The sequence below is a fragment of the Leptolyngbya sp. FACHB-321 genome, assembly GCF_014695975.1.
In the GTDB taxonomy this organism is placed as follows: Bacteria; Cyanobacteriota; Cyanobacteriia; order Leptolyngbyales; family Leptolyngbyaceae; genus Stenomitos.
Window position 1 is genome coordinate 29,354 of record NZ_JACJPI010000040.1, and the last position, 19,465, is coordinate 48,818.

At 52.9% G+C, this 19,465-nt stretch carries 16 protein-coding genes; 11 read left to right on the forward strand and 5 right to left on the reverse strand.

Going from position 1 to position 19,465, the window contains the following annotated elements; all coding sequences use genetic code 11:
• The first annotated feature begins 2 nt into the window (after nt 1-2).
• A complete protein-coding gene (locus tag H6F76_RS04855; RefSeq protein ID WP_190446707.1) occupies nt 3-209 on the forward strand; it encodes a hypothetical protein in 207 nt (68 codons plus the stop codon).
• Here H6F76_RS04855 and ligA read toward each other — a convergent pair.
• Together ligA and H6F76_RS04865 are read right to left on the reverse strand one after the other, a co-directional pair.
• A complete protein-coding gene (gene ligA, locus H6F76_RS04860; RefSeq protein WP_190506400.1) occupies nt 186-2,375 on the reverse strand; it encodes an NAD-dependent DNA ligase LigA in 2,190 nt (729 codons plus the stop codon). The two genes, H6F76_RS04855 and ligA, sit on opposite strands and share 24 nt — an antisense overlap.
• Nucleotides 2,376-3,337: 962 nt before the next feature.
• A complete protein-coding gene (locus tag H6F76_RS04865; RefSeq protein WP_190506401.1) occupies nt 3,338-3,496 on the reverse strand; it encodes a hypothetical protein in 159 nt (52 codons plus the stop codon).
• A 4-nt stretch (nt 3,497-3,500) separates the two neighbouring features.
• On the opposite strand from H6F76_RS04865, the gene H6F76_RS04870 reads away from it, so the two are divergent.
• The 10 genes from H6F76_RS04870 to H6F76_RS04915 all read left to right on the forward strand — a co-directional run bounded on the left by H6F76_RS04870 (nt 3,501) and on the right by H6F76_RS04915 (nt 16,806).
• Entirely contained in the window at nt 3,501-3,719 is a 219-nt protein-coding gene (locus H6F76_RS04870) for an NAD(P)H-quinone oxidoreductase subunit L (RefSeq protein WP_190446705.1), read from the forward strand.
• Nucleotides 3,720-3,805: 86 nt separating this feature from the next.
• Nucleotides 3,806-4,111, forward strand: coding sequence for a DUF3007 family protein (locus tag H6F76_RS04875; RefSeq protein ID WP_190506403.1), 306 nt, complete (start codon nt 3,806-3,808; stop codon nt 4,109-4,111).
• Between the two features lie 137 nt (nt 4,112-4,248).
• A complete protein-coding gene (gene trpA / locus H6F76_RS04880; protein WP_190506404.1) occupies nt 4,249-5,049 on the forward strand; it encodes a tryptophan synthase subunit alpha in 801 nt (266 codons plus the stop codon).
• 390 nt (nt 5,050-5,439) lie between these two features.
• Complete coding sequence (locus H6F76_RS04885; protein WP_242036533.1) at nt 5,440-6,399, forward strand: isopeptide-forming domain-containing fimbrial protein; 960 nt, start codon at nt 5,440-5,442, stop codon at nt 6,397-6,399.
• Nucleotide 6,400: 1 nt separating this feature from the next.
• Nucleotides 6,401-10,153, forward strand: coding sequence for a hypothetical protein (locus H6F76_RS04890; RefSeq protein ID WP_190506406.1), 3,753 nt, complete (start codon nt 6,401-6,403; stop codon nt 10,151-10,153).
• Nucleotides 10,150-12,429 carry an OmpA family protein gene (locus H6F76_RS04895; protein WP_199321927.1) on the forward strand — a complete coding sequence of 760 codons (2,280 nt, stop codon included), beginning with the start codon at nt 10,150-10,152 and terminating at the stop codon, nt 12,427-12,429. Before H6F76_RS04890 ends, H6F76_RS04895 begins: the two co-directional genes overlap by 4 nt.
• Nucleotides 12,430-12,499: 70 nt before the next feature.
• Nucleotides 12,500-14,359, forward strand: coding sequence for a hypothetical protein (locus tag H6F76_RS04900; protein ID WP_190506407.1), 1,860 nt, complete (start codon nt 12,500-12,502; stop codon nt 14,357-14,359).
• A 159-nt stretch (nt 14,360-14,518) separates the two neighbouring features.
• Complete coding sequence (locus tag H6F76_RS04905; RefSeq protein ID WP_190506408.1) at nt 14,519-15,106, forward strand: pseudouridine synthase; 588 nt, start codon at nt 14,519-14,521, stop codon at nt 15,104-15,106.
• Between the two features lie 11 nt (nt 15,107-15,117).
• Complete coding sequence (map, locus tag H6F76_RS04910; RefSeq protein WP_190506409.1) at nt 15,118-15,903, forward strand: type I methionyl aminopeptidase; 786 nt, start codon at nt 15,118-15,120, stop codon at nt 15,901-15,903.
• 261 nt (nt 15,904-16,164) lie between these two features.
• Nucleotides 16,165-16,806 carry an HD domain-containing protein gene (locus H6F76_RS04915; protein ID WP_190506410.1) on the forward strand — a complete coding sequence of 214 codons (642 nt, stop codon included), beginning with the start codon at nt 16,165-16,167 and terminating at the stop codon, nt 16,804-16,806.
• On the opposite strand, the gene H6F76_RS04920 is transcribed toward H6F76_RS04915, so the two are convergent.
• From H6F76_RS04920 to H6F76_RS04930, 3 genes are all read right to left on the reverse strand, one after another.
• Nucleotides 16,744-17,310, reverse strand: coding sequence for a DUF2808 domain-containing protein (locus H6F76_RS04920; RefSeq protein ID WP_190506411.1), 567 nt, complete (start codon nt 17,308-17,310; stop codon nt 16,744-16,746). The two genes, H6F76_RS04915 and H6F76_RS04920, sit on opposite strands and share 63 nt — an antisense overlap.
• 104 nt (nt 17,311-17,414) lie before the next feature.
• Nucleotides 17,415-17,972, reverse strand: coding sequence for a DUF2808 domain-containing protein (locus H6F76_RS04925; RefSeq protein ID WP_190506413.1), 558 nt, complete (start codon nt 17,970-17,972; stop codon nt 17,415-17,417).
• A 155-nt stretch (nt 17,973-18,127) separates the two neighbouring features.
• Nucleotides 18,128-19,312: an NAD(P)H-quinone oxidoreductase subunit H gene (locus H6F76_RS04930; protein WP_190446694.1), complete on the reverse strand. Its 1,185-nt coding sequence runs from the start codon at nt 19,310-19,312 to the stop codon at nt 18,128-18,130.
• Nucleotides 19,313-19,465 lie beyond the last annotated feature (153 nt).

The window sequence follows — 19,465 nt, forward strand, 5'->3', positions numbered from 1 at the left end:
GAGTGACCGAAAAAGGGGCGATCGGTAGCTCTAGTGTTCCCATCCGAGACACTGATGAACAGGAGAGGGGGAGGAAGGCAGAGGGCAAAGGGCAGAAGGCGGAAGGCAAAGGGCACAAGGCACAAGGGTCGTTAGTGGTCAAAGCAACTCAAAACCTTCAGCCCTCATCCTTTATCCTTCAGCCCTCATTCCTCCCCCCGATCCAGTAGCTCCAGTAGTTCTGCTTCAGACAATTGGGCGACGCCTAGCGTTTGCGCTTTTGTAAGTTTGGAGCCTGCATCTTCGCCTACAACCAGATAATCAGTTTTCTTGCTTACAGAATCAGTAACTTTGCCGCCTGCTGCCTGGATCATGGCTTTTGCTTCGTCACGCTTGAGGGTGGGTAAGGTGCCCGTGACGACAAAGGTTTTGCCCGCGATCGCCGCACTCACTTGGTCAGAGTCTACCACCTCGCCAACGAACTGTAGTCCAGCAGCCTGCAAGCGCTGAATTAGCTGTTGGTTGCCAGGGTTCTGGAACCAGTCATGGACTGATTCAGCAATTTCGGTGCCAATGCCAAAAACGGTTGCGATCGTCCCCACATCTGCTGCTGCTAATGCCTCGACGCTGGTAAAGCGCTGGGTTAAAATTTGTGCGTTAACGCTGCCCACATGGCGGATGCCCAAGCCATAGAGCACTCTTGCCCAGGGTTGCTGTTTGGAGTCAGCGATCGCCCCGACCAGCTTTTCGGCAGACTTTTTGCCCATGCGTTCCAAAAGCAGTAGGCGATCAACCGTAAGGTCATACAGATCGGCAACGGAGCGTACCAGGTCAGTATCCACAAATTGCAGTACCAGCTTTTCGCCCAAACCGTTGATATCAAGTGCCTGCCGGGATGCCCAATGCACCAGTGCGCCACGCAGAATAGCGGGGCAGGAGGCGTTGATACAGCGAGTAACGGCTTCGTCGTCGGGCTTAACCAGTGGTTGACTACACTCGGGGCACTGGCTTGGCATCTGAAATGGCGTTGTCTGCTCAGGGCGAAGGTCATAGAGCACGCGCACCACTTCAGGAATAATCTCGCCTGCTTTACGAACGATGACGGTATCGCCGATACGGATATCCAATTCGGCGATGCGATCGCTATTGTGTAGGGTTGCTCGCGCTACTGTGGTGCCTGCTAGCTGTACGGGACGCATTTCCGCCAAGGGCGTTACGGCACCTGTGCGACCCACATTCACGCTGATGCGCTTGACGATCGTCGGCGCTTCTTCCGCTGGATATTTAAGGGCGATCGCCCAGCGGGGAAATTTCTGTGTAAAGCCTAACTGAGCTTGCAGCGCTAAGGAATTAATTTTGACGACTACGCCATCGGTCATGTACCGGAGCTGGGTGCGATCGAGCGACCAGCGATCGCAATACTCTTGCACCGCCTGCAAATCAGCACATTGCTGCCGTTCAGGATTGACACGAAAGCCCATTTGCTTGAGGAGTTCGAGGCAGTCCCACTGAGTTGAGGGCGTAAGGAGTGGGAAGGGAGAAATAGGCGGCGGAAGAAAGTTTTGAGTTACTTTTCCCTCCGTTGCTGCCTCTACTCCCCCTGCCTCTCCAATTCCCCCTGCTACCCCATCTACCTCTGCCTTCTGCCTTCTGCCTTCTGCCTTCGCTCCCCAATGCAGCGTGTAGGGAAAGAAATCAAGCTTGCGGCGGGCAACGATTTTAGAGTCTAGCTGGCGGAGAGTTCCAGCGGCGGCGTTTCTAGGATTGGCAAAGAGTGCTTCGCCTGCTTGTTCGCGCTCCTGGTTGATTTGCTCAAACGATGACAATGGTAAAAATGCCTCACCACGCACTTCTACAACAGGTGGTGGATTGTCTAGATTCAGCCGCAGAGGGATTGATCGAATCGCCTTCACGTTTTGAGTAATCTCTTCGCCTGTAATGCCGTCGCCGCGAGTCACGCCACGCACCAGAATGCCGTTCTCGTAGGTCAGTGCCAGGGCGTTACCGTCAATCTTCAGTTCGCACACGTAGTCAAATAGCCCATCTGCTGATGGCTGACCGCTGACGGCTAATAGCTGCCGTTGCCACCGCTCCTGCCATTTCACCAAATCCTCGTTGCCAAAGGCGTTTTCCAGGCTGTACAGCGGAATGTTGTGCTTGACGGAGACAAACTGGCTCGCGGGACGCTCACCCACACGCTGCGTCGGGCTATCAGACACAATCAACGCTGGGTAGCGTGTTTCCAGGTCTACTAATTCTCGATAAAGCTGGTCATAGACGGCATCCTCCATTGTGGGCGCATCCAGCACGTAGTATTCGTAGCTAGCTTGCCAGAGTAGTTTCCGCAAGTCCTGTACGCGCTGTTTGATTTCAGGAGTGATTTCTAGAGCATTCATAACCAGCGACCTGAGGAATTCAGACCCTAGTTTAACGTGAGTTTGACGAACAGAAATTGACTCCAGAAGAGCTGAGACTGGCTTTGAAGCATCGGTTTTAGCTACGAACACAAGCGTCTCGCACTCATTCTTAACCGAACGTGGGGCTAGTTGAGCCAACGCTTTGGCAGCGGCAGAATCACTGCAAATATCGCTTAGTCAAGCTGATTGCTGCGTCTACTTGCGGGCTAGCTTTAGCAGGTATACCGAATCTAGGGAAATAGCCCCTTTAGACTGAGAGGCTAAAGACCTACCCGTGCTGCCATCCAGTTTTTTCTAGTCCTCAAATTAAAAACCGACTTTCTAGCGATCAAGCCTTAGTGTTGAAACACCTTTCTCGATCCAGAAAGTCGGTTTTTGTATCACTTTGTATGACGTATGGGGGCAGAGGGACTTGAACCCTCACGACCTTGCAGTCAACGGATTTTCATCCTCTTGCAACTTTCGCTGCTGCCAACAGGGGGTGCCTGCTGGTTTTGAGAATTGGACTCTCCCTTTACCCTCGGCTGCACGTTAGGGTAGCTCCCGTCGAGTCTCTGCACCTTCCAAGGTACGAAGTTTTGAGTTTTGAGTTTGCAGTTTTGAGTTAAAGCAGTCACTCAAAGTCTGTAACCCGTCACTCAGCACAACTACTTCGGCTTGGCTCAGGATTGCCTTGTTGAGGATGGGTTATGGGGCTTAGGAGTCAGGAGTAGAGAAAAGAGGCAGTTCTGAGTTCGCTCAAAACTTTATCTATCCCTTCGCCTTTATCCTTCATCCCTCATCCCTAATTTAGGTTTCCCTGAGTTTGAGAGCGGTCACTTGATCGATTTCTCCATCAAGGCTCAGTTGTCTAAGTCCGTTGCGTCTACCATTCCGCCATGCCCCCGTAAATTGAACGTCGATCCGTTGGACGTGAATCCATTGGATGTTAATCCATTCATTTATTGCACCATCAATTGGAGTATTTGTACAACTTCCTTTTGTGTTGCCTCACGATCGCGTGGTGGCGATCGACCCTCGCTCGCATAATCCTTGTCAACAAAAACGCAGCGTTGACGACGGGCAAGCGGTAGAATGTTGTGAATTCCATCCCTTACCATCTCTATGGATATTACGGTTGCCCTTCTGTATCTGGTTTTGGCTGGTGCCTTTTTGCTGGTTATCCCGGCTGCCCTCTACTTCTACTTAAATAAGCGCTGGTATGTCGCAAGTTCGTTTGAGCGGGCATTTATGTATTTTCTGGTGTTCATGTTTTTCCCAGGGCTGTTGCTGCTAGCGCCGTTTCTCAACTTTCGTCCACAGCGCCGTGAAGTGGCTGGCTAGGGAGGGCGCGATCATGCCTCTCCGTTCTTCCCTGATTTACCCTTTTTCAAAAGGGTCGAGTCTGCGTTCCTACTTGTACATACTAAATGCGACGGATTGATGCTCTTGGAATTGGCTTCGGAGTGTTCGCAGCCGGTGGACTGGCTTACTTGTTCTTGCAAGGTGCAGGTTTAGACAGCACGACCGCAGGTATCTGGACGCAGGTTGCACTCGTGGGTGGGCTGCTCGGCTGGGTTGCTACCTACGCACTCCGCGCTGTGACAAAAACCATGACCTATAACCAGCAGCTTAAAGATTACGAGGAAGCCGTGCTGCAAAAACGCCTGGAAGAGCTGACGCCAGAAGAATTAGCGAAATTGCAGGCAGAAATTGAGGCAGAGCGAAAAGGATGAGGGGCGGTGGAAGCCAGGGCAGACGGGAGCGCTAGAAAAGCGAGGGAAGTGTTTGTGCCGTCCTTTATTTGCTTCTCCAGTCGTCGCTGTATCCTCCGCCTACCAATGCTAAAAACTAACTACTAAAAACGATTCAAATGACTTCGATCGCTCAACGCTTTGAAACTCTGCGCGACCATGCCCGTTGTGCGCTCATTCCCTTTATTACGGCGGGTGATCCTGATCTGGAGACAACGGCAGAGGCGCTGCGGGTACTTGATCGCAGTGGGGCTGATTTAATCGAACTGGGAGTGCCCTATTCTGACCCGCTGGCGGATGGTCCTGTCATTCAGGCGGCAGCTACGCGGGCATTGAAGCGGGGTACACGGCTAGATCAGGTGCTGGAGGTGGTGCGATCGGTTAGTCCGACATTGCAAGCGCCGATCATCCTGTTCACGTACTACAACCCGATTTTGAATCGCGGCATTGAGACATACTTGCAGCAAATTTCGGCGGCTGGAGTGCGGGGGTTAGTCGTGCCCGATTTGCCGTTGGAAGAGGCAGAAACGTTGCTGAAGCCAGCGGCAGAGTTTGGTATTGATGTGACGCTGCTGATCGCGCCGACGAGCCCGAAGGAGCGTATTTTGGCGATCGCAGAGCAGTCGCAGGGCTTTATTTACCTGGTGAGCACTACAGGCGTAACGGGTATGCGAACGCAGGTGCAGTCACGGGTAAAAGATTTGCTCTTAGAGCTACGCACGGTTACAGACAAGCCGATCGGCGTAGGGTTTGGCATTTCGCAGCCGGAACACGCTCGCCAGGTAATGGAATGGGGCGCAGATGCAGCGATCGTTGGTAGTGCCTTTGTCAAGCGGTTAGCAGATGGTTCGCCAACAGAAGGGCTACAGGCGATCGAGACGTTTTGCCAGAGTTTGAAAGCCGCGATCGCGCCTATGTAGCCCTGCCCGTGTAATCGCCTAATTCGTGAGGATGGCTGCTGCTCAACGTCTTTCTGGGAGCGCAGTCACTAATTTACAGTGCAGTGTTAAGATTTTTACGGAAATATTAAGTTTTTTAACTTTCCTGCGGAGTTTATATTTTTCTGGAAGATTATAACTAGATTCAGTACGATTACTGACTTGAGTGTGTTCCTAGCCATATCCTGATCGTTCACGGTCAGTTGCTCAAGTAGGGGTGAGAATTCTGCTAATAAAGGGTTTAAGGCTTTTGTTGCTTTTGAACAATCCTGCTGTAGATTTGTTCATCAGGGGTTTGCATCGACGTTTCGCTTACATCAGTTCCGCAGGATTACTGAACTGAGTTTTCGCTAAGTGTGAGGAGTGCATTTTTTGAAAAAACTGCCAGGACTGGGGTCTCTCCACGTCTTAGCAGCTTGGGGATTGCTTGGAGGCATGATTGCCTTAGCTTTGCCTGTGGTTGCTGATGACGTTGTGATCACGAATACCGCTTCAGCTCGCTTTAAAGACAGACCGGGTGGCGCTGATCGGACTGCAAACTCTAATCCAACAACCCTTACAGCAGTACCAAGCCGATCGAGCCTAGAAATTATTAAGACTGCCGATCGTGCCGCTGCTGAACCGGGCGATACCGTTGTGTATCGCTTGCAAATCAAAAATACGGGTGCAACAACCGTATCGCCCCTGCAAGTGATAGACACCTTGCCGCTGGGGTTGCAGTTTATTGCAAAATCGGTGAGTGGCTCAATCGGGACGGGTGGCAATGCGACACAGGTGGCAATCGCAGCGCCGACTGTCAGCGGACGCACGGTTACGTTTACCTATCCCAGCCTTGCTCCGCAGCAAACACTGACGCTGGTATACGCAGCACTCCTTACGCCCGATGCTGTTCGGGGTACAGGCAGAAACCTTGCGGTAGCGCAGGGGCAAACGGCAACCATTCCTGTACAGAGCAATACTGCCAGCTACAGACTGCAAATTCGCCCTGGCATTCTGGCGGATTGCGGCACGGTGATTGGGCGTGTGTTTGTTGATAAAAACTTTGATGGCGAGCAGCAGCCGGGAGAGCCGGGAGTTCCCAATGCGGTCATTTTTATGGATGACGGTAACCGCATCACAACCGATGCTGCTGGGCTGTTTTCACTGGCTTACGTGATTTCCGGCACCCGCACTGGCACGCTGGACTTGACGAGCCTACCAGGCTACACCATTGCTCCTAACTTGTACCGCATTGAGGCAAATAGTCCATCCCGTCTGGTGCGGTTAGCTTCCGGCTCAACCGTGCGGATGAATTTTGCTGTTACGCCTAGCTTTAAGGAAGGGGGACAGTAGGATGCAAAATGTAACCCTGGGTCTAGCATTGCTGTCCTCGTTGTTGGGTGCTGTTGCCACGATCGCACCCGCCCATGCCCTTGAATCAGACAGCCCTGTTCTAGCGAGTTCTGATACAGTCAGTTCCACACCAACGCTTGATGCAGCCAGTCCTGATCCGGATCATCGCAAACCAGCTAGCACTCCAGCCAATGACGCACCCAGTCACGATCAACTGCTGGCTCAAACGTCTCCGCCACCTGAACCAGCACCGACTCCGATCGCCCCGGTCGTCCGCATTCTGGCACCGCAGACAACGACAATTGGAGAACGATCGACCAACCTGATCGTGCAGTATCCAGCCACGACGAAGGTGCAGGTCACGGTGAACCAAACGCCGATCGACCCTGCCATTCAAACCCAGATTCAGGCTGGTGCAGATGATGTTACGCAAGTCTGGTACGACATTCCGCTACGGTTTGGTGAGAATACGCTGACGGTACAACCGGAGGGTGGTACGCCAGTAAGTGTTGTGGTAACGGTAAAGGAAACAGCAGCCCGTCTGGAGTTTTTGCCGACCAGCGATCCGCGCGTTCCAGCTGATGGGCGATCGTCCGTCACGGTGGAAGGTCAGGTTGTAGACGAAGCCGGACAGGTGATTACTCAGGATGTGATCGTCACGCTCACTGCCAGTGCAGGCAAGTTTGTCGGTGTTGATCAAGATACAGAGCGTTCTGGCTTTCAGGTGTTGGCGCGAGGCGGCAAATTTACCGCACAGCTTCAGTCTAATTTGGCACCCCAAAAAGTTCGTATCCGGGCGGCTGTCGCTTTACAAGAGGCGAAACTGCTTCAACCGGACGGCTCCAACCGTCCCCTGCCACCGATCCAAAAGGCGAACGATGGGCGATCGCGGTCTGCCCCTGTCCTTAGCCCTGCGCCTCGGACACCACTGCCGGGTCGTTCTGCCCAACTACCAGAACTCGAAGCCTATACGCAAGTTGAGTTCATTACCAATTTGCGCCCGTTCATTATGTCGGGTTCCATCAATTTGCGGCTGGGTGCGCCGGGAACCGACTATTACGGCAGCTTCCGTGATTTTCTCAACCCCGATCGCCTGAATGACGGTTCGCCCCGGTTTGACTTTGGTGCCGCTGCCTTTGCTACAGGTCGCATTGGTGAATGGCTGTTTACGGGTGCATTCAATAGCCAGCGTCCGCTCAACCAAACGTGCGATGGCACCACTAACCTGTTTCGGAATACCCAGGCGTGCGATCAGGTCTATCCCGTTTACGGCGATAGCTCGACTACCGATTTTCTGGCTCCCTCGATCGACAGCCTGTATCTCAAGCTGGAGCGCACGTCTAAGGTGCCCCAAGCCGGATCAGACTTCTTTATGTGGGGCGATTACAGCACACCAGAACTGGCAACGGCATCGCAATACTACACGGCAACCAACCGCCAACTGCACGGCTTCAAGGCAAACTACAATCTGGGCAATTTCCAACTGACGGGCTTCTACGCCGACAATCTGGAGGGCTTCCAGCGCGATTCGCTTATCCCCAACGGCACTAGTGGTTACTACTACCTCTCGCGGCGGTTAGTGAAGGCAGGCAGCGAACTGGTCTATCTGGAAACGGAGGAACTGGGTCGCCCCGGTACGCTGGTCGATCGCAAGCAACTGTTTCAGGGGCAAGACTACGAGTTTGACTACGATCGCGGCTCACTACTGTTCCGTCGCCCGGTTCAGACGACTGAATTTGACCTGTTTGGACGGACGCTGGTACGCCGTATCGTAGTCACCTATCAGTATGAAGGGCTAGGGCAGGATACGAGCTTGTACGCTGGACGGGTGCAGTACAACTTTGCTCGTACGCCAGGGGCAGAAAGCTGGGCAGCAGCCAGCTACCTAAACGAAGACCAGGGCGGTAATACCTTTGCGCTGTTTGGCTTGGATGCGCTGATTCCCTTGGGCAAAGATGCCAGATTAATTGCAGAGTATGCCCGATCGACCAACGATTCCGTTTTTCGCGGCACTATTCGCGGCAGTGCCTATCGGGTAGAACTTAACGGCAAACTCTCACCGAGCATTTTGGCACGCGCTTATTATCGATCAGTCGAAGAGAACTTTGCCAACGATGCAACCTTTAGCTTTGCACCGGGGCAGACCAACTACGGAGCAGAAGTGTCTGCCAAAGTAACACCCACAACCAGCTTGCTCTTTCAGGTTGATCGCGAAGTCAACTTTGGTATTGCTACAGCAGTACGCGGTTTCACGACCTCGACTGGTTTAACCGACCTGTTTAACCTCAGTCGAGACCCTCTTCCGGGTACGCGGGTCGATAACAGCTTGACCACCATTCGGCTGGGTGTGCTGCAAACGCTGGGCAAAGCAGAAGTGGGCGTTGATTTTGTGAATCGCACTCGCGACGATCGGATCGCTCCCGGTCTCTTAGATCAGGGCAGTAGCCAGTTAGTCTCTCGGCTGAACGTGCCGCTGGCAAAAACGCTCTTGTTTCGCGCCCAGAACGAAACCAACATTGCTACACCCGATCCGCTCTACCCCAATCGGACAACAGTGGCGCTTGATTGGGCAGTGATGCAAGGTGTAACGATGCGGCTGGCACAACAGTTTCTCAGTGAAACAAGCGTCTACCGTACCAACTCCATCACCAGCCTGGATACGATCGTCGATCAACGCCTGACGGAAAATACCACCTTCACTGGACGCTACTCCATCCTGACGGGTGTTAATGGGCTGACTAATCAGGGGGCGATCGGGCTGAATCACCGTATCAAAATCGCGCCTGGTCTACGGGCAAACCTTGGCTACGAGCGCATCTTTGGTGATATTTTCGCCTACACTGCCGCAGGACAACAGTTCGCCCAACCTGTTGCAGTGGGACAAAGCGCCGCCTCACTGGGCATTACAGGCGGTGACAGCTACAGCATTGGGCTGGAGTACACCGACAACCCTAACTTCAAAGCAACGGGACGTTATGAATACCGCACCTCCAAAGCAGGCAACAACACTGTCATCTCTGCCGGAGCCGCTGGTAAACTATCGCCAGCACTCACCGCACTTGCACGTTACGACCAGGGCAATTTTGCCAACCAACTGCTGGTCGGCTCTGGGTTAGGCGACACGATTAACCTCAAAGTGGGTCTGGCATACCGCGACCCCAGCAGCGATAAGTTCAATGCGCTGATGCGCTACGAATATCGCCAAAACCCCGCCTATACGCCTGATACGCTTCTGTTTGGCAGCGGCACGGGTTCGACAGTGAATCTGTTTGCGGCAGAAGCGATTTATGCACCTAACTACCGCTGGGAGTTTTACGGCAAATTTGCGTTGCGAAACACCAAATCCTACCTGGCAAAAGATCTGCTGGGCACCAACTCCATTACCCTGGCGCAGTTCCGCACGAGCTATCGCTTTGGCTATCGCTGGGATGTCGCGGGCGAAGTGCGCTGGATTGGGCAACCTGCCAGCGGCTATCAAGAGGTCGGTTTTGTCGCAGAACTTGGGTACTACGTCACGCCTAATTTGCGCGTAGCAGCAGGCTACAGTTTTGGCGATGCTCAGGATCGGGACTTTGGCGATCGCGATCGGGGCGGCTTCTTCGTTGGTCTTAGCCTGAAGCTGGATCAGCTCTCTGACATCTTTGGCTTTAAGCGCAACATCGCCCCGCCGCAGCAACAGGAGTCGATCGTTAAACCCATAGCAGGCGCTTCCGTGGCTCCAGAAGCAACGCTCAATGGAGGGCAAGGTCAATGAGCAAACTGTATCAGGGTGGTATGAATCAGCGGGCAGAAGGCAAAGGGCAGAAGGCAGAAGGCAGAAGGCAGAAGGCAGAAGACAAAGGGCAAAAGGCAAAAGGCAGAAGGCTCTATCAGGTGCCGCTTTTGCTGATGGTTCTGAGTGTTTTTGCAAGCGGTGTTGGGGTAGCGCAGACAGCAGATACAACGGCAGCGCAAGTTCTACGGGTGACGGTGAACAGTAACCAGGATGGAGCCGTGCAAGCAGATGAGGGCTTGACGCTGCGGGAGGCGATCGCGATCGTCAACGGCACATTACCCCTCGATCGCCTGTCGCCTGCTGAACAAGGGCAGGTAGAACCGCTTACAGGTAATGCGTCATCGCAGATTGCCTTCCAACTGCCAGAGGGGCAAACGACCATTCGCCTTGTGGATGTGTTGCCTGCACTCCAGCGTAATGGGTTGCTGCTTGACGGCACCACGCAACCCGGCTATCAGGCTGAGCGATCGACGATTAATGAACTGCCAATGCCCGTTCCTGTAGTTGCGATCGCCCCAGCAGAGGGCAAAGAAGTTTTTCGGGGGCTAACCGTTGCCGCTGACAACATTACCATTCGCGGCTTGAGTCTTTATGGCTTCACCTCGACTCACCGCGAGACAGCCAGCACGCCTCCTGCGGATATTTTCATCACCCATCGCTTGCCCCCACCCGACATCAGCAAACAGCGAACCCCTGCTAACTTTGCGCCGTATTACAAAGATGATGTGCCTGCGCAGAATGTGGTGATTGAGAACAATTGGCTGGGCATTCCACCTTTGTCTGGAGAGTCGGGAGTCGGGAGTCAGGCGTCGGGAGCGACTCAAACGCCCCGCTCTGCCTTTGGTGTGTCAGTGTTCAATGGCGTTAATACCACCATCCGCCGTAACTGGATTGCAGATCACGACGGCAGCGCCATCATTACCTCAGTGAACGCACAAAATTTACAAGTCAGCGAGAACGTGCTTATTGGCAATGGCGTAGCAGGGATGCCAGATGCGATTCGGCTGGAAGGTGCCGTCAACCAGTCGCAGATTACAGGCAATCTCATCTGTGCAAATGATGGCAGCGGTGTGTATCTCTTTAAACCCAGCGGTGCTGTGCAGATTAAAGACAACCAGATCATATACAACGGCAGGCGTTTGCGACGTGCAGCCATTTACCTGATGGGCAGTAATCATCAGGTGACGGGCAACCAGATTCGCTATCAGACGGGTCCCGGTGTCGTGGTCGCTGCTTATCCCACCAGTCGCCAGAATCAGATTGAGACGAATCGGTTCTCCAATCTAGAAGGGTTGAGCATTGATCTAGTCACGCGGCAGGGCACAGGCGGATCGCAGTACGCTGATCCAGTGGTGGAGTCAGGAACGGATGTGTCCGACTATCAGCGCGGCGATGGTGTCAACCCTCAGCGAGATACGTCTAATCGCCGCAAAGAAACCGGTAATGAGGCGATCGATGCGCCACGCTTTGCTAGCAAAGAGTTTTTTACGCTGGATGCAGCCGCTGCAAAACCATCGGTGCAGGTTTTTGGCAAGGCAGACCCCGGCTCCAAAATTGAGCTTTACCAGGTGTCCGGCAAGGATGATGGGTATGGCCCGTTGAGTGAATCGATCGCCACAACCGAAACTGACGCAAACGGCAACTTTAGCACCACAATCGCTGCTTCTGTGGGTGAGCAGATTAGTGCGATCGCCATTGACCCCCGCTACGGCTCCTCTGAGCCTGCCCGTCTTGCCGTTGTGCGTGCGATCGCTCCTGCTGCGTCTCCCGTGCCCGCTCCTCAATCCCCTACGTCACCGCCCCGCTGTACGACCCCCGTTGCTCAACAGCCGCCCCCCCAGCCAGAACCACCACCGGACGTTGTGCGGCTCACGGTGCCCAAAAACATTCACTTTGCGCTCGACAAATCCACTATCAGCGCTGCAACAGCTAGAGTACTCGATCGCATTGCTCAAGTCCTGGTCGAGAACCCGTACATTCTCGTGACGATTGAAGGGCATACTGACCCCCGTGCTACCGATACCTATAACTTGGCGTTGGGTGAACGACGAGCCATTGCGGCGCGTAACTATCTGCTGCGGCGTGGCATTGCACCCGAGCGCCTGACTATTCGATCGTTGGGCGAGCGCCAGCGGGTTGCTCCTGGCAGTACTCGACTGGATTATGCCCGCGATCGACGCGCTGAATTTATCTACCGCGATGTCAGAGATATTGAAGTAATCATCCAGGAACAAGATTTGCAGATCGAACCCTGAGCCGATTACACCCTCAGTTGAAGTGCGATCGTGTTAACCCCATTCGAGTATTTTTCCTGTGTGAGGCTTGATGAACCGTCCCCTAAAGAAAATTTTTGCTCTATCATCTGTCAGCCTGCTACTGGGCTCACAAGCGTTCTTGCCCACACTGCCAGCCCACGCACAATCGGCTGTTGGTCCCAATGGCTGTCCCGCAGGCACCCGCGAAGGGCAGCTCAATTTAATTAACAACGGCACCTTTACTGCTTCCCCTGGTGTCGTCGGTCCCCTTCCTCCTAATAATCCGGCTGGCTTTACTAGCAGTACGCCGTATCGCGGTGACGGAGTGTATCCCAGCGACAACGTAGGAGGGCTTTCCATTCAAAATGGACCGCTGACCGATCCAGCAACGCCTAGTGGGATTGTGAGTGGTCGTGGTGTTACGGCAGCAGAAGCGAGTCGGGCAGGTCTTGGCAATACTCCTATTAATACCTATCTCTATTCCAACCCCAATGCGAATGCAACCACGCCTGGGGTACCACAGTCAGCCTTTCCGAATCCAGTGGTTTGGCGACAGACCTTAACAACGCTACGCCCCAACACTACCTACAACTTCAAGGGGTTGTTCTTTAACCTGCTGGTAAATGTAGGACCACCAGGTAGTAACGGGGTGCCGCCAGAGATCCGCTTGCAGGTTAGTTCACCTGTAGACCCAACCGGCTTTATCCAGCCCACAACGCAGTTAAGAGTAGGCGATCCAGCTCAGGCTGTGCCAGGGTTTGAGGAGCTTCCCAATGTGCGACAGTCATGGATTCCCACTCAATTTGCCTTTACAACGGGTGCAACACCAAATCCAACGACGTTTCAAATTCTTGACGAGGCAAACGATACTTTTGGTGATGACTTTGGTTTTACCGCGCTAGGCGTGCGGGAATGCCTTCCCACGCTGGGTGTTTCCAAAAGTGTGGGAACTCCGGTGCTAAACGCTAACGGTACATATACCATTCCCTATACGGTGCTGGTGCGTAACTTTGCACCTGTTGGGCAGTCATCGTTTGACATCACTAATTTGCAGTTGACCGACAATCTGGCGCAAACATTTGCCAATGCAACACTTAATGGCGTTACGAGCATTCAAAGCCCAACGTTGACAGTAAACACTGCATTTAACGGCAGCAGCAACCAAAATCTTTTACAGGGCACAGATACGCTGCCCTCAGGCACCACTGCAACGATTACCTTTAGCGTTAATGTTACGCCTGGTACAGGAGCTAACGGTTTAGGTCCGTTCCCTAATACCACGACTGTAGCGGCAATCAGTCAGGGCGGTTCTCCACTCAGCGATCAGTCTAACGACGGTGCTAATGCCGATCCAGATGGAGATGGCAACCCAAACAACAACAACACACCAACTGTTGTTTCGCTGTCTCCAACTTCTGGTGGTGGTGGTAGCGGTGCCTTTCGCCTAGTGAAACGGATCACGAATGTAACTCGTAATGGCACATCATTAAGCGGCATCAATTTTGGCACCTTTATTGATGCGCCTGGGGATGTTGATAATACGCCTGGGTTCACACAGCTTCAGCCAGGCGGCGCACCGATCGGGCAGATCAACCTTGATCCCGCATCCATTAAGCTCCAGAGTGGCGATGATGTGGAATATACGGTCTACTACCTGTCTGACGGTACGGCTCCGGCGATCGGCGTGAGTCTCTGCGACCCAATTCCCTTAAGCACAACGCTCATTGCCAATACCACGCAGGTGCAGCGCAATAACGGCGCGATCGCGGCTGGCGGTACTGTCTTCGCGCCATTGGCACCCCTGCCGGTTGGCAACTCCTGTACGGATGCCAGCAACCAGAATGGGACAGTCATTTTTGACCTGGGCGACATTCCTAACACCGTCGGCAATAACTTTGGCTTCGTGCGCTTCCGGGTCAGAGTCAATTAATAGTTGGTTGTTAGTGTTTTAAGGTTTGATAGCCGTGTAGAGTGCTGTATAGGCTTCGCTATCAAAGAAAAGCTTCAGCGTAACGCACTGTCTCTTTGGGCTAACCCAATGAGTCAATGCATGTCAACACTGATGTCTAAAAACTAAAAACTTCCCAGCGTGTCCTACCGCTATCTGCTCTTTCATAAACCCTATGATGTGCTGTGTCAGTTTACTGATGATGGCTCGAATGGCGTGCGGCGTACCCTCAAAGACTACATTCCTGTAGCAGGTGTTTATCCGGTTGGGCGGCTCGATCGCGATAGTGAAGGCTTGGTGTTGTTGACCAATCATGGCTCACTACAACATCGCCTCAGCGATCCCAAATTTCGGCACCCGCGTACCTATTGGGTGCAGGTTGAACGTCTGCCCGATGACGCGGCTCTTAAACAACTGCGGCAGGGTGTGCTCATTCAGGGCATCAAAACCCGTCCTGCGATTGTCACCTTGCTAACCGAAGAACCGACTCTACCACCACGTGACCCACCCGTTCGGTTTCGTAAAACAGTGCCGACTGCCTGGCTAGAGCTAACGCTGACCGAAGGTCGTAATCGACAGGTACGACGCATGACAGCGGCGGTCAATTTTCCCACACTGCGACTAGTGCGGGTGGCGATCGCCCACCTTCAACTCGACGGGCTTGCCCCCGGACAATGGCGCGATCTCACGTCCGCAGAACTCCGCCCACTGGAAGCCCTTTGTCAGTAGAATAGAAACCTATGGAACGCGAAGTAATTACTCTCCTGTCCCCACGAGAGATCGATAAAATGCGTCAGGCGGGACACCTGGCAGCACAACTACTGCATCACCTTTCGTCGCTGGTGCAGCCTGGTGTAAGCACTCTTGCACTTAATGACGAAGCCGAACGCTGGACGCAGGCGCATGGTGCAAAAAGTGCCCCATTAGGCTACAAAGGTTTCCCAAAATCCATTTGTACCAGCGTGAACGAAGTGGTTTGCCACGGCATTCCCAACGCCAAGCAACTTTTGAAAGATGGCGACATCGTTAATATTGACGTGACGGTAATTTTGGATGGCTATCACGGCGATACCTCCAAGATGTTTTTTGTGGGAGAACCATCGCCGATCGCCCGTAAGCTAGTCGAAGTTACCGATGAATGCCGACGACGCGGTATTGCAGCCGTGAAACCTGGTGCCAAGATTGGCGATATTGGCGCTGCCATTCAAGAGTATGCCGAAGGGCAAGGCTTCTCGGTCGTACAAGATTTTGTAGGGCATGGCATCAGCCGAGTGTTCCACACTGCACCTCAGATTCCGCATTATGGCAAAGCCGGTACTGGCAAAAAGCTAAGACCCGGCATGGTGTTTACCATCGAGCCGATGATTAATGAAGGCACTTGGGAAGTCGAAGTTCTTGCTGATAAGTGGACGGCTGTCACACTCGATCGCAAGCTCTCTGCTCAATGCGAACACACGATCGCCGTTACCGAAACAGGCGTGGAGATCCTCACTCCCTATCCCGGCGAAGAGACTTCAGAAGCATAGTTAACTGTATGAAGCTGTCGCAACACTGGTAGAAATAACTGAGATGCACTGAGTTGGGCTGATGGTCAAAGTGACAATTGATCAGATTTAACGCGATCCCTGAAAGATCTACAGCAAGTAGACGCTGGTTATTGTTCGATCTAAGACACCGATCGCGGAACTCAGGCTAATCGCCATAGCTAAACAACTTTGCCTCTCTGGTTTATGTGCAGGCGAGTTTACCTTCCAGATGATTTCGATGCGCCTTTAAAGGAGTTTTGAGTGCCATCAACCCGACTTGTACAGCAAATGCAATTCGTGATTGAGATCGATAAACTCAAGCAAGTGCTGCGGCAGACGTTGCTGACCGATGGTTCCCGACGCGAAAACAGTGCTGAGCACTCCTGGCACATTGCGCTAATGGCGATCGTTCTGACAGAATATGCTCCGGCTCCCCTCGATCTGCTGCACGTTATTAAACTATTGCTGCTGCACGATCTGGTCGAAATTGATGCGGGCGATACCTTCTGCTACGACAATAAGGGCAACCAGAGCAAAGTCGATCGAGAAACTCAAGCAGCCGATCGCCTGTTTGGTTTATTGCCGCTCGATCAGAGCAGTGAGTTTCGCGCTTTATGGGATGAGTTTGAAGCACAGGAAACGCCTGCGGCTAAATTTGCGGCTGCCCTTGATCGCCTTCAGCCCATTCTTAACAACCAGCAAACGGGTGGCTATAGCTGGAAACTGCATGGCATCACGAGCGATCGCGTCTTGCAGCGCATGGCTCCTGTTCAAACAGGTGCACCAGAGTTATGGTCTGTAGTGCAGCAGGTAATCGAGGACTGCATCGCTGCTGGCTACCTAAAAGAACCCGCGTCGGAAGAAGAAGTCGCGATCGGTAATCTGGATTCGCCCGTAGCCTAAAAACTGACCGTACGGCTGCTCCCCCGTGGGAAATGCCGTCACGCCATACAGGTAAACACCACCCACGTCGGGGTTGCGCGTAGCGTACAGCCCAATCCTAACCTGGCTACCTGGTTCAATTGGTGGATTAAACGTCACAGTAATAGCACGTGTTTTGGGATCTTCAGTTACGTCCTGGATTGAAAGTCTCGCTTGGCGATCGCCCAGTTTGCCTACTGCTTCTGTTTGCCGGACATCAAAGCGGGCACGAGAGGGTGCGGCTTCAGGTGCAATCATAACCCGTTGTAAGGACTCCCCCGCATTCTCAGGCACGGTCAGCGTAAAGTAGTAGGTCGAACCCCAAGAGTAAGCTGTCTTTTGCGTTGCCGTTGCACCCTCAAACCGTGGTGGTTGCACAAAATATGTTTTGCCATTTGCTAACTGCACCGCCTGCATCGGTAAGCCGATACCACCGCTTGCTGCTAGCACTAAGACTGCACTTAAGCACAATTTACCGATTTTCATCTCATCTTCTTATCTTGATACTAGGTAGCAATCTCTACATCTACAGCCTATCCGTATGCCTGCACACTGCCTAGCGATCGCATCCATCTGCCCTGGCGGAATCACTAAGAATCCTGACCACCATCGTAGATGGGGATGCGTCCGTAGCCCAGGAATTGTCCAGACGACTGCTCGCCTGCTGGAAAAGCTGTAACGCCATAAAGGTAGGTGCCACCCAGATCAGGGTTGCGGTCAGCATAAAGTCCGATCGTCACCGTTTTGCCGACTGCGACTGCTGGGTCAAAGGTGACTGTAATCGCTTGCGTCTTAGAATCTTGTGTCACTGATTGAAGCGGTAGCTTGTTGCCTTCTCGATCGAACGTGCCTTCAAACGCCTCTGTGCGATTGACATCAAACCGTGCACGATCGGGCGCTTCTTGAGGCGAGATCACCACTTTTTGCAATGACTCTCCTGCATTCTCAGGTAACGTCAGTGTGAAGTAGTACGTTGATCCTAGAAAACGGGCAACTTTTTGGGTCGCCATGGTACTCTCTAAACGCGGCGGCTGAACGAAATGGGTTGTGCCATTTGCTAGTTTGACTGCCTGCGCCGAAACACCGACTAGCGCGACAGTGCTAAGGGAAAGGGATAGTGCGGTTGCTAACTGTGATCGCCAGTTCATAGCCTGCATCCTGTGGTCTACACATCTGTTCTAGCAGGTTCAAACGGGAATTGCCGTCTCGCTTTTTGATGAGGTGATTGTGTGATGGTGACAACAAAAAAGCCAGGGCAAACCCTGGCTTCTCTAATAGTCTCTAACAGATTAAGTGGAAGCAGTTAGCGATCGACCGATCCCATCACCACGTCAACGCTACCCAGAATCGCAAAAATATCCGCGACCTTGTGCCCCGTTACCAGGCTTGGTAGAACCTGTAGGTTGTTGAAGTCACCAGGACGGATTTTCCACCGCCAGGGGAAGACAGTATCGTTGCCGATGATGAAGATGCCCATTTCACCCCGACCCGCTTCAATACGGACGTAATGTTCGCCTTTAGGAATTTTGAAGGTGGGCGCAATCTTTTTGCCAATGTACTGGTAGTCAAAGCCGTTCCATTCAGATTTGGGACCTGCTTCCATGCGCTTCGCTTCCAGGTTCTCGAAGGGACCACCTGGCAGACCCGCGATCGCCTGCTGAATAATCTTCACCGATTCGCGCATTTCTGCCATCCGCACTACGTAGCGTGCCAGACAGTCTCCCTCAGTTGCCCAGGCAACCTCCCAGTCAAAATCGTCATAGCATTCGTAGTGATCCACCTTCCGCAGATCCCACTGCACACCGGAAGCTCTTAGCATCGGACCCGAGCAGCCCCAGCTAATAGCTTCTTCACGGGTTAAAACACCGACCCCTTCCAGACGGCGACGGAAAATCGGATTGTTGGTGATTAGTCTTTCGTACTCATCAATAACGGGCATGAAGTACGTGCAGAAGTCTTCACACTTGTCTACCCAACCGTAGGGCACATCAGCAGCGATGCCACCAATGCGGAAGTAGTTGTGATTGACCATACGATAGCCAGTTGCCGCTTCGTACAAGTCAAGGATCATTTCACGATCGCGCAAGGTGTAGAAAAACGGCGTTTGTGCACCCAAATCCGCCACAAATGGACCTAGCCACAGCAAATGGTTTACCACTCGTGCCAGTTCCAGCATGATCACGCGGATGTAACTGGCACGTTTGGGCACGGGCACGCCAGCTAATTTTTCCACCGCATTAACGGTGACAGCTTCGTTAAACATCCCGCCGTAGTAATCCCACCGGCTGGTGTAGGGGACGTACATGATGTTGGTACGGTTTTCGGCAATCTTCTCCATGCCCCGATGCAGGTAGCCCAGAACAGGCTCGCAGTCAATGACATTTTCACCATCTAACGTCACAACCAGCCGGAAACATCCGTGTGTCGCAGGATGGTGAGGACCCATGTTGATCACCATGGGTTCTGTCTTGGTCTCGATCATTGACATAGGTGAACAGTCTCCCTCTGAGCGGTTGGATTAGTTTTTAGTTTTTAGTTTTTGGTTGTTAGTGAAGAGGCGACCGAACAACTAACACCTAAGAACTAACAACTCATAACTGCGTTCTCTTTAGATTATACGGATTGATCGACGGCAGAAGTG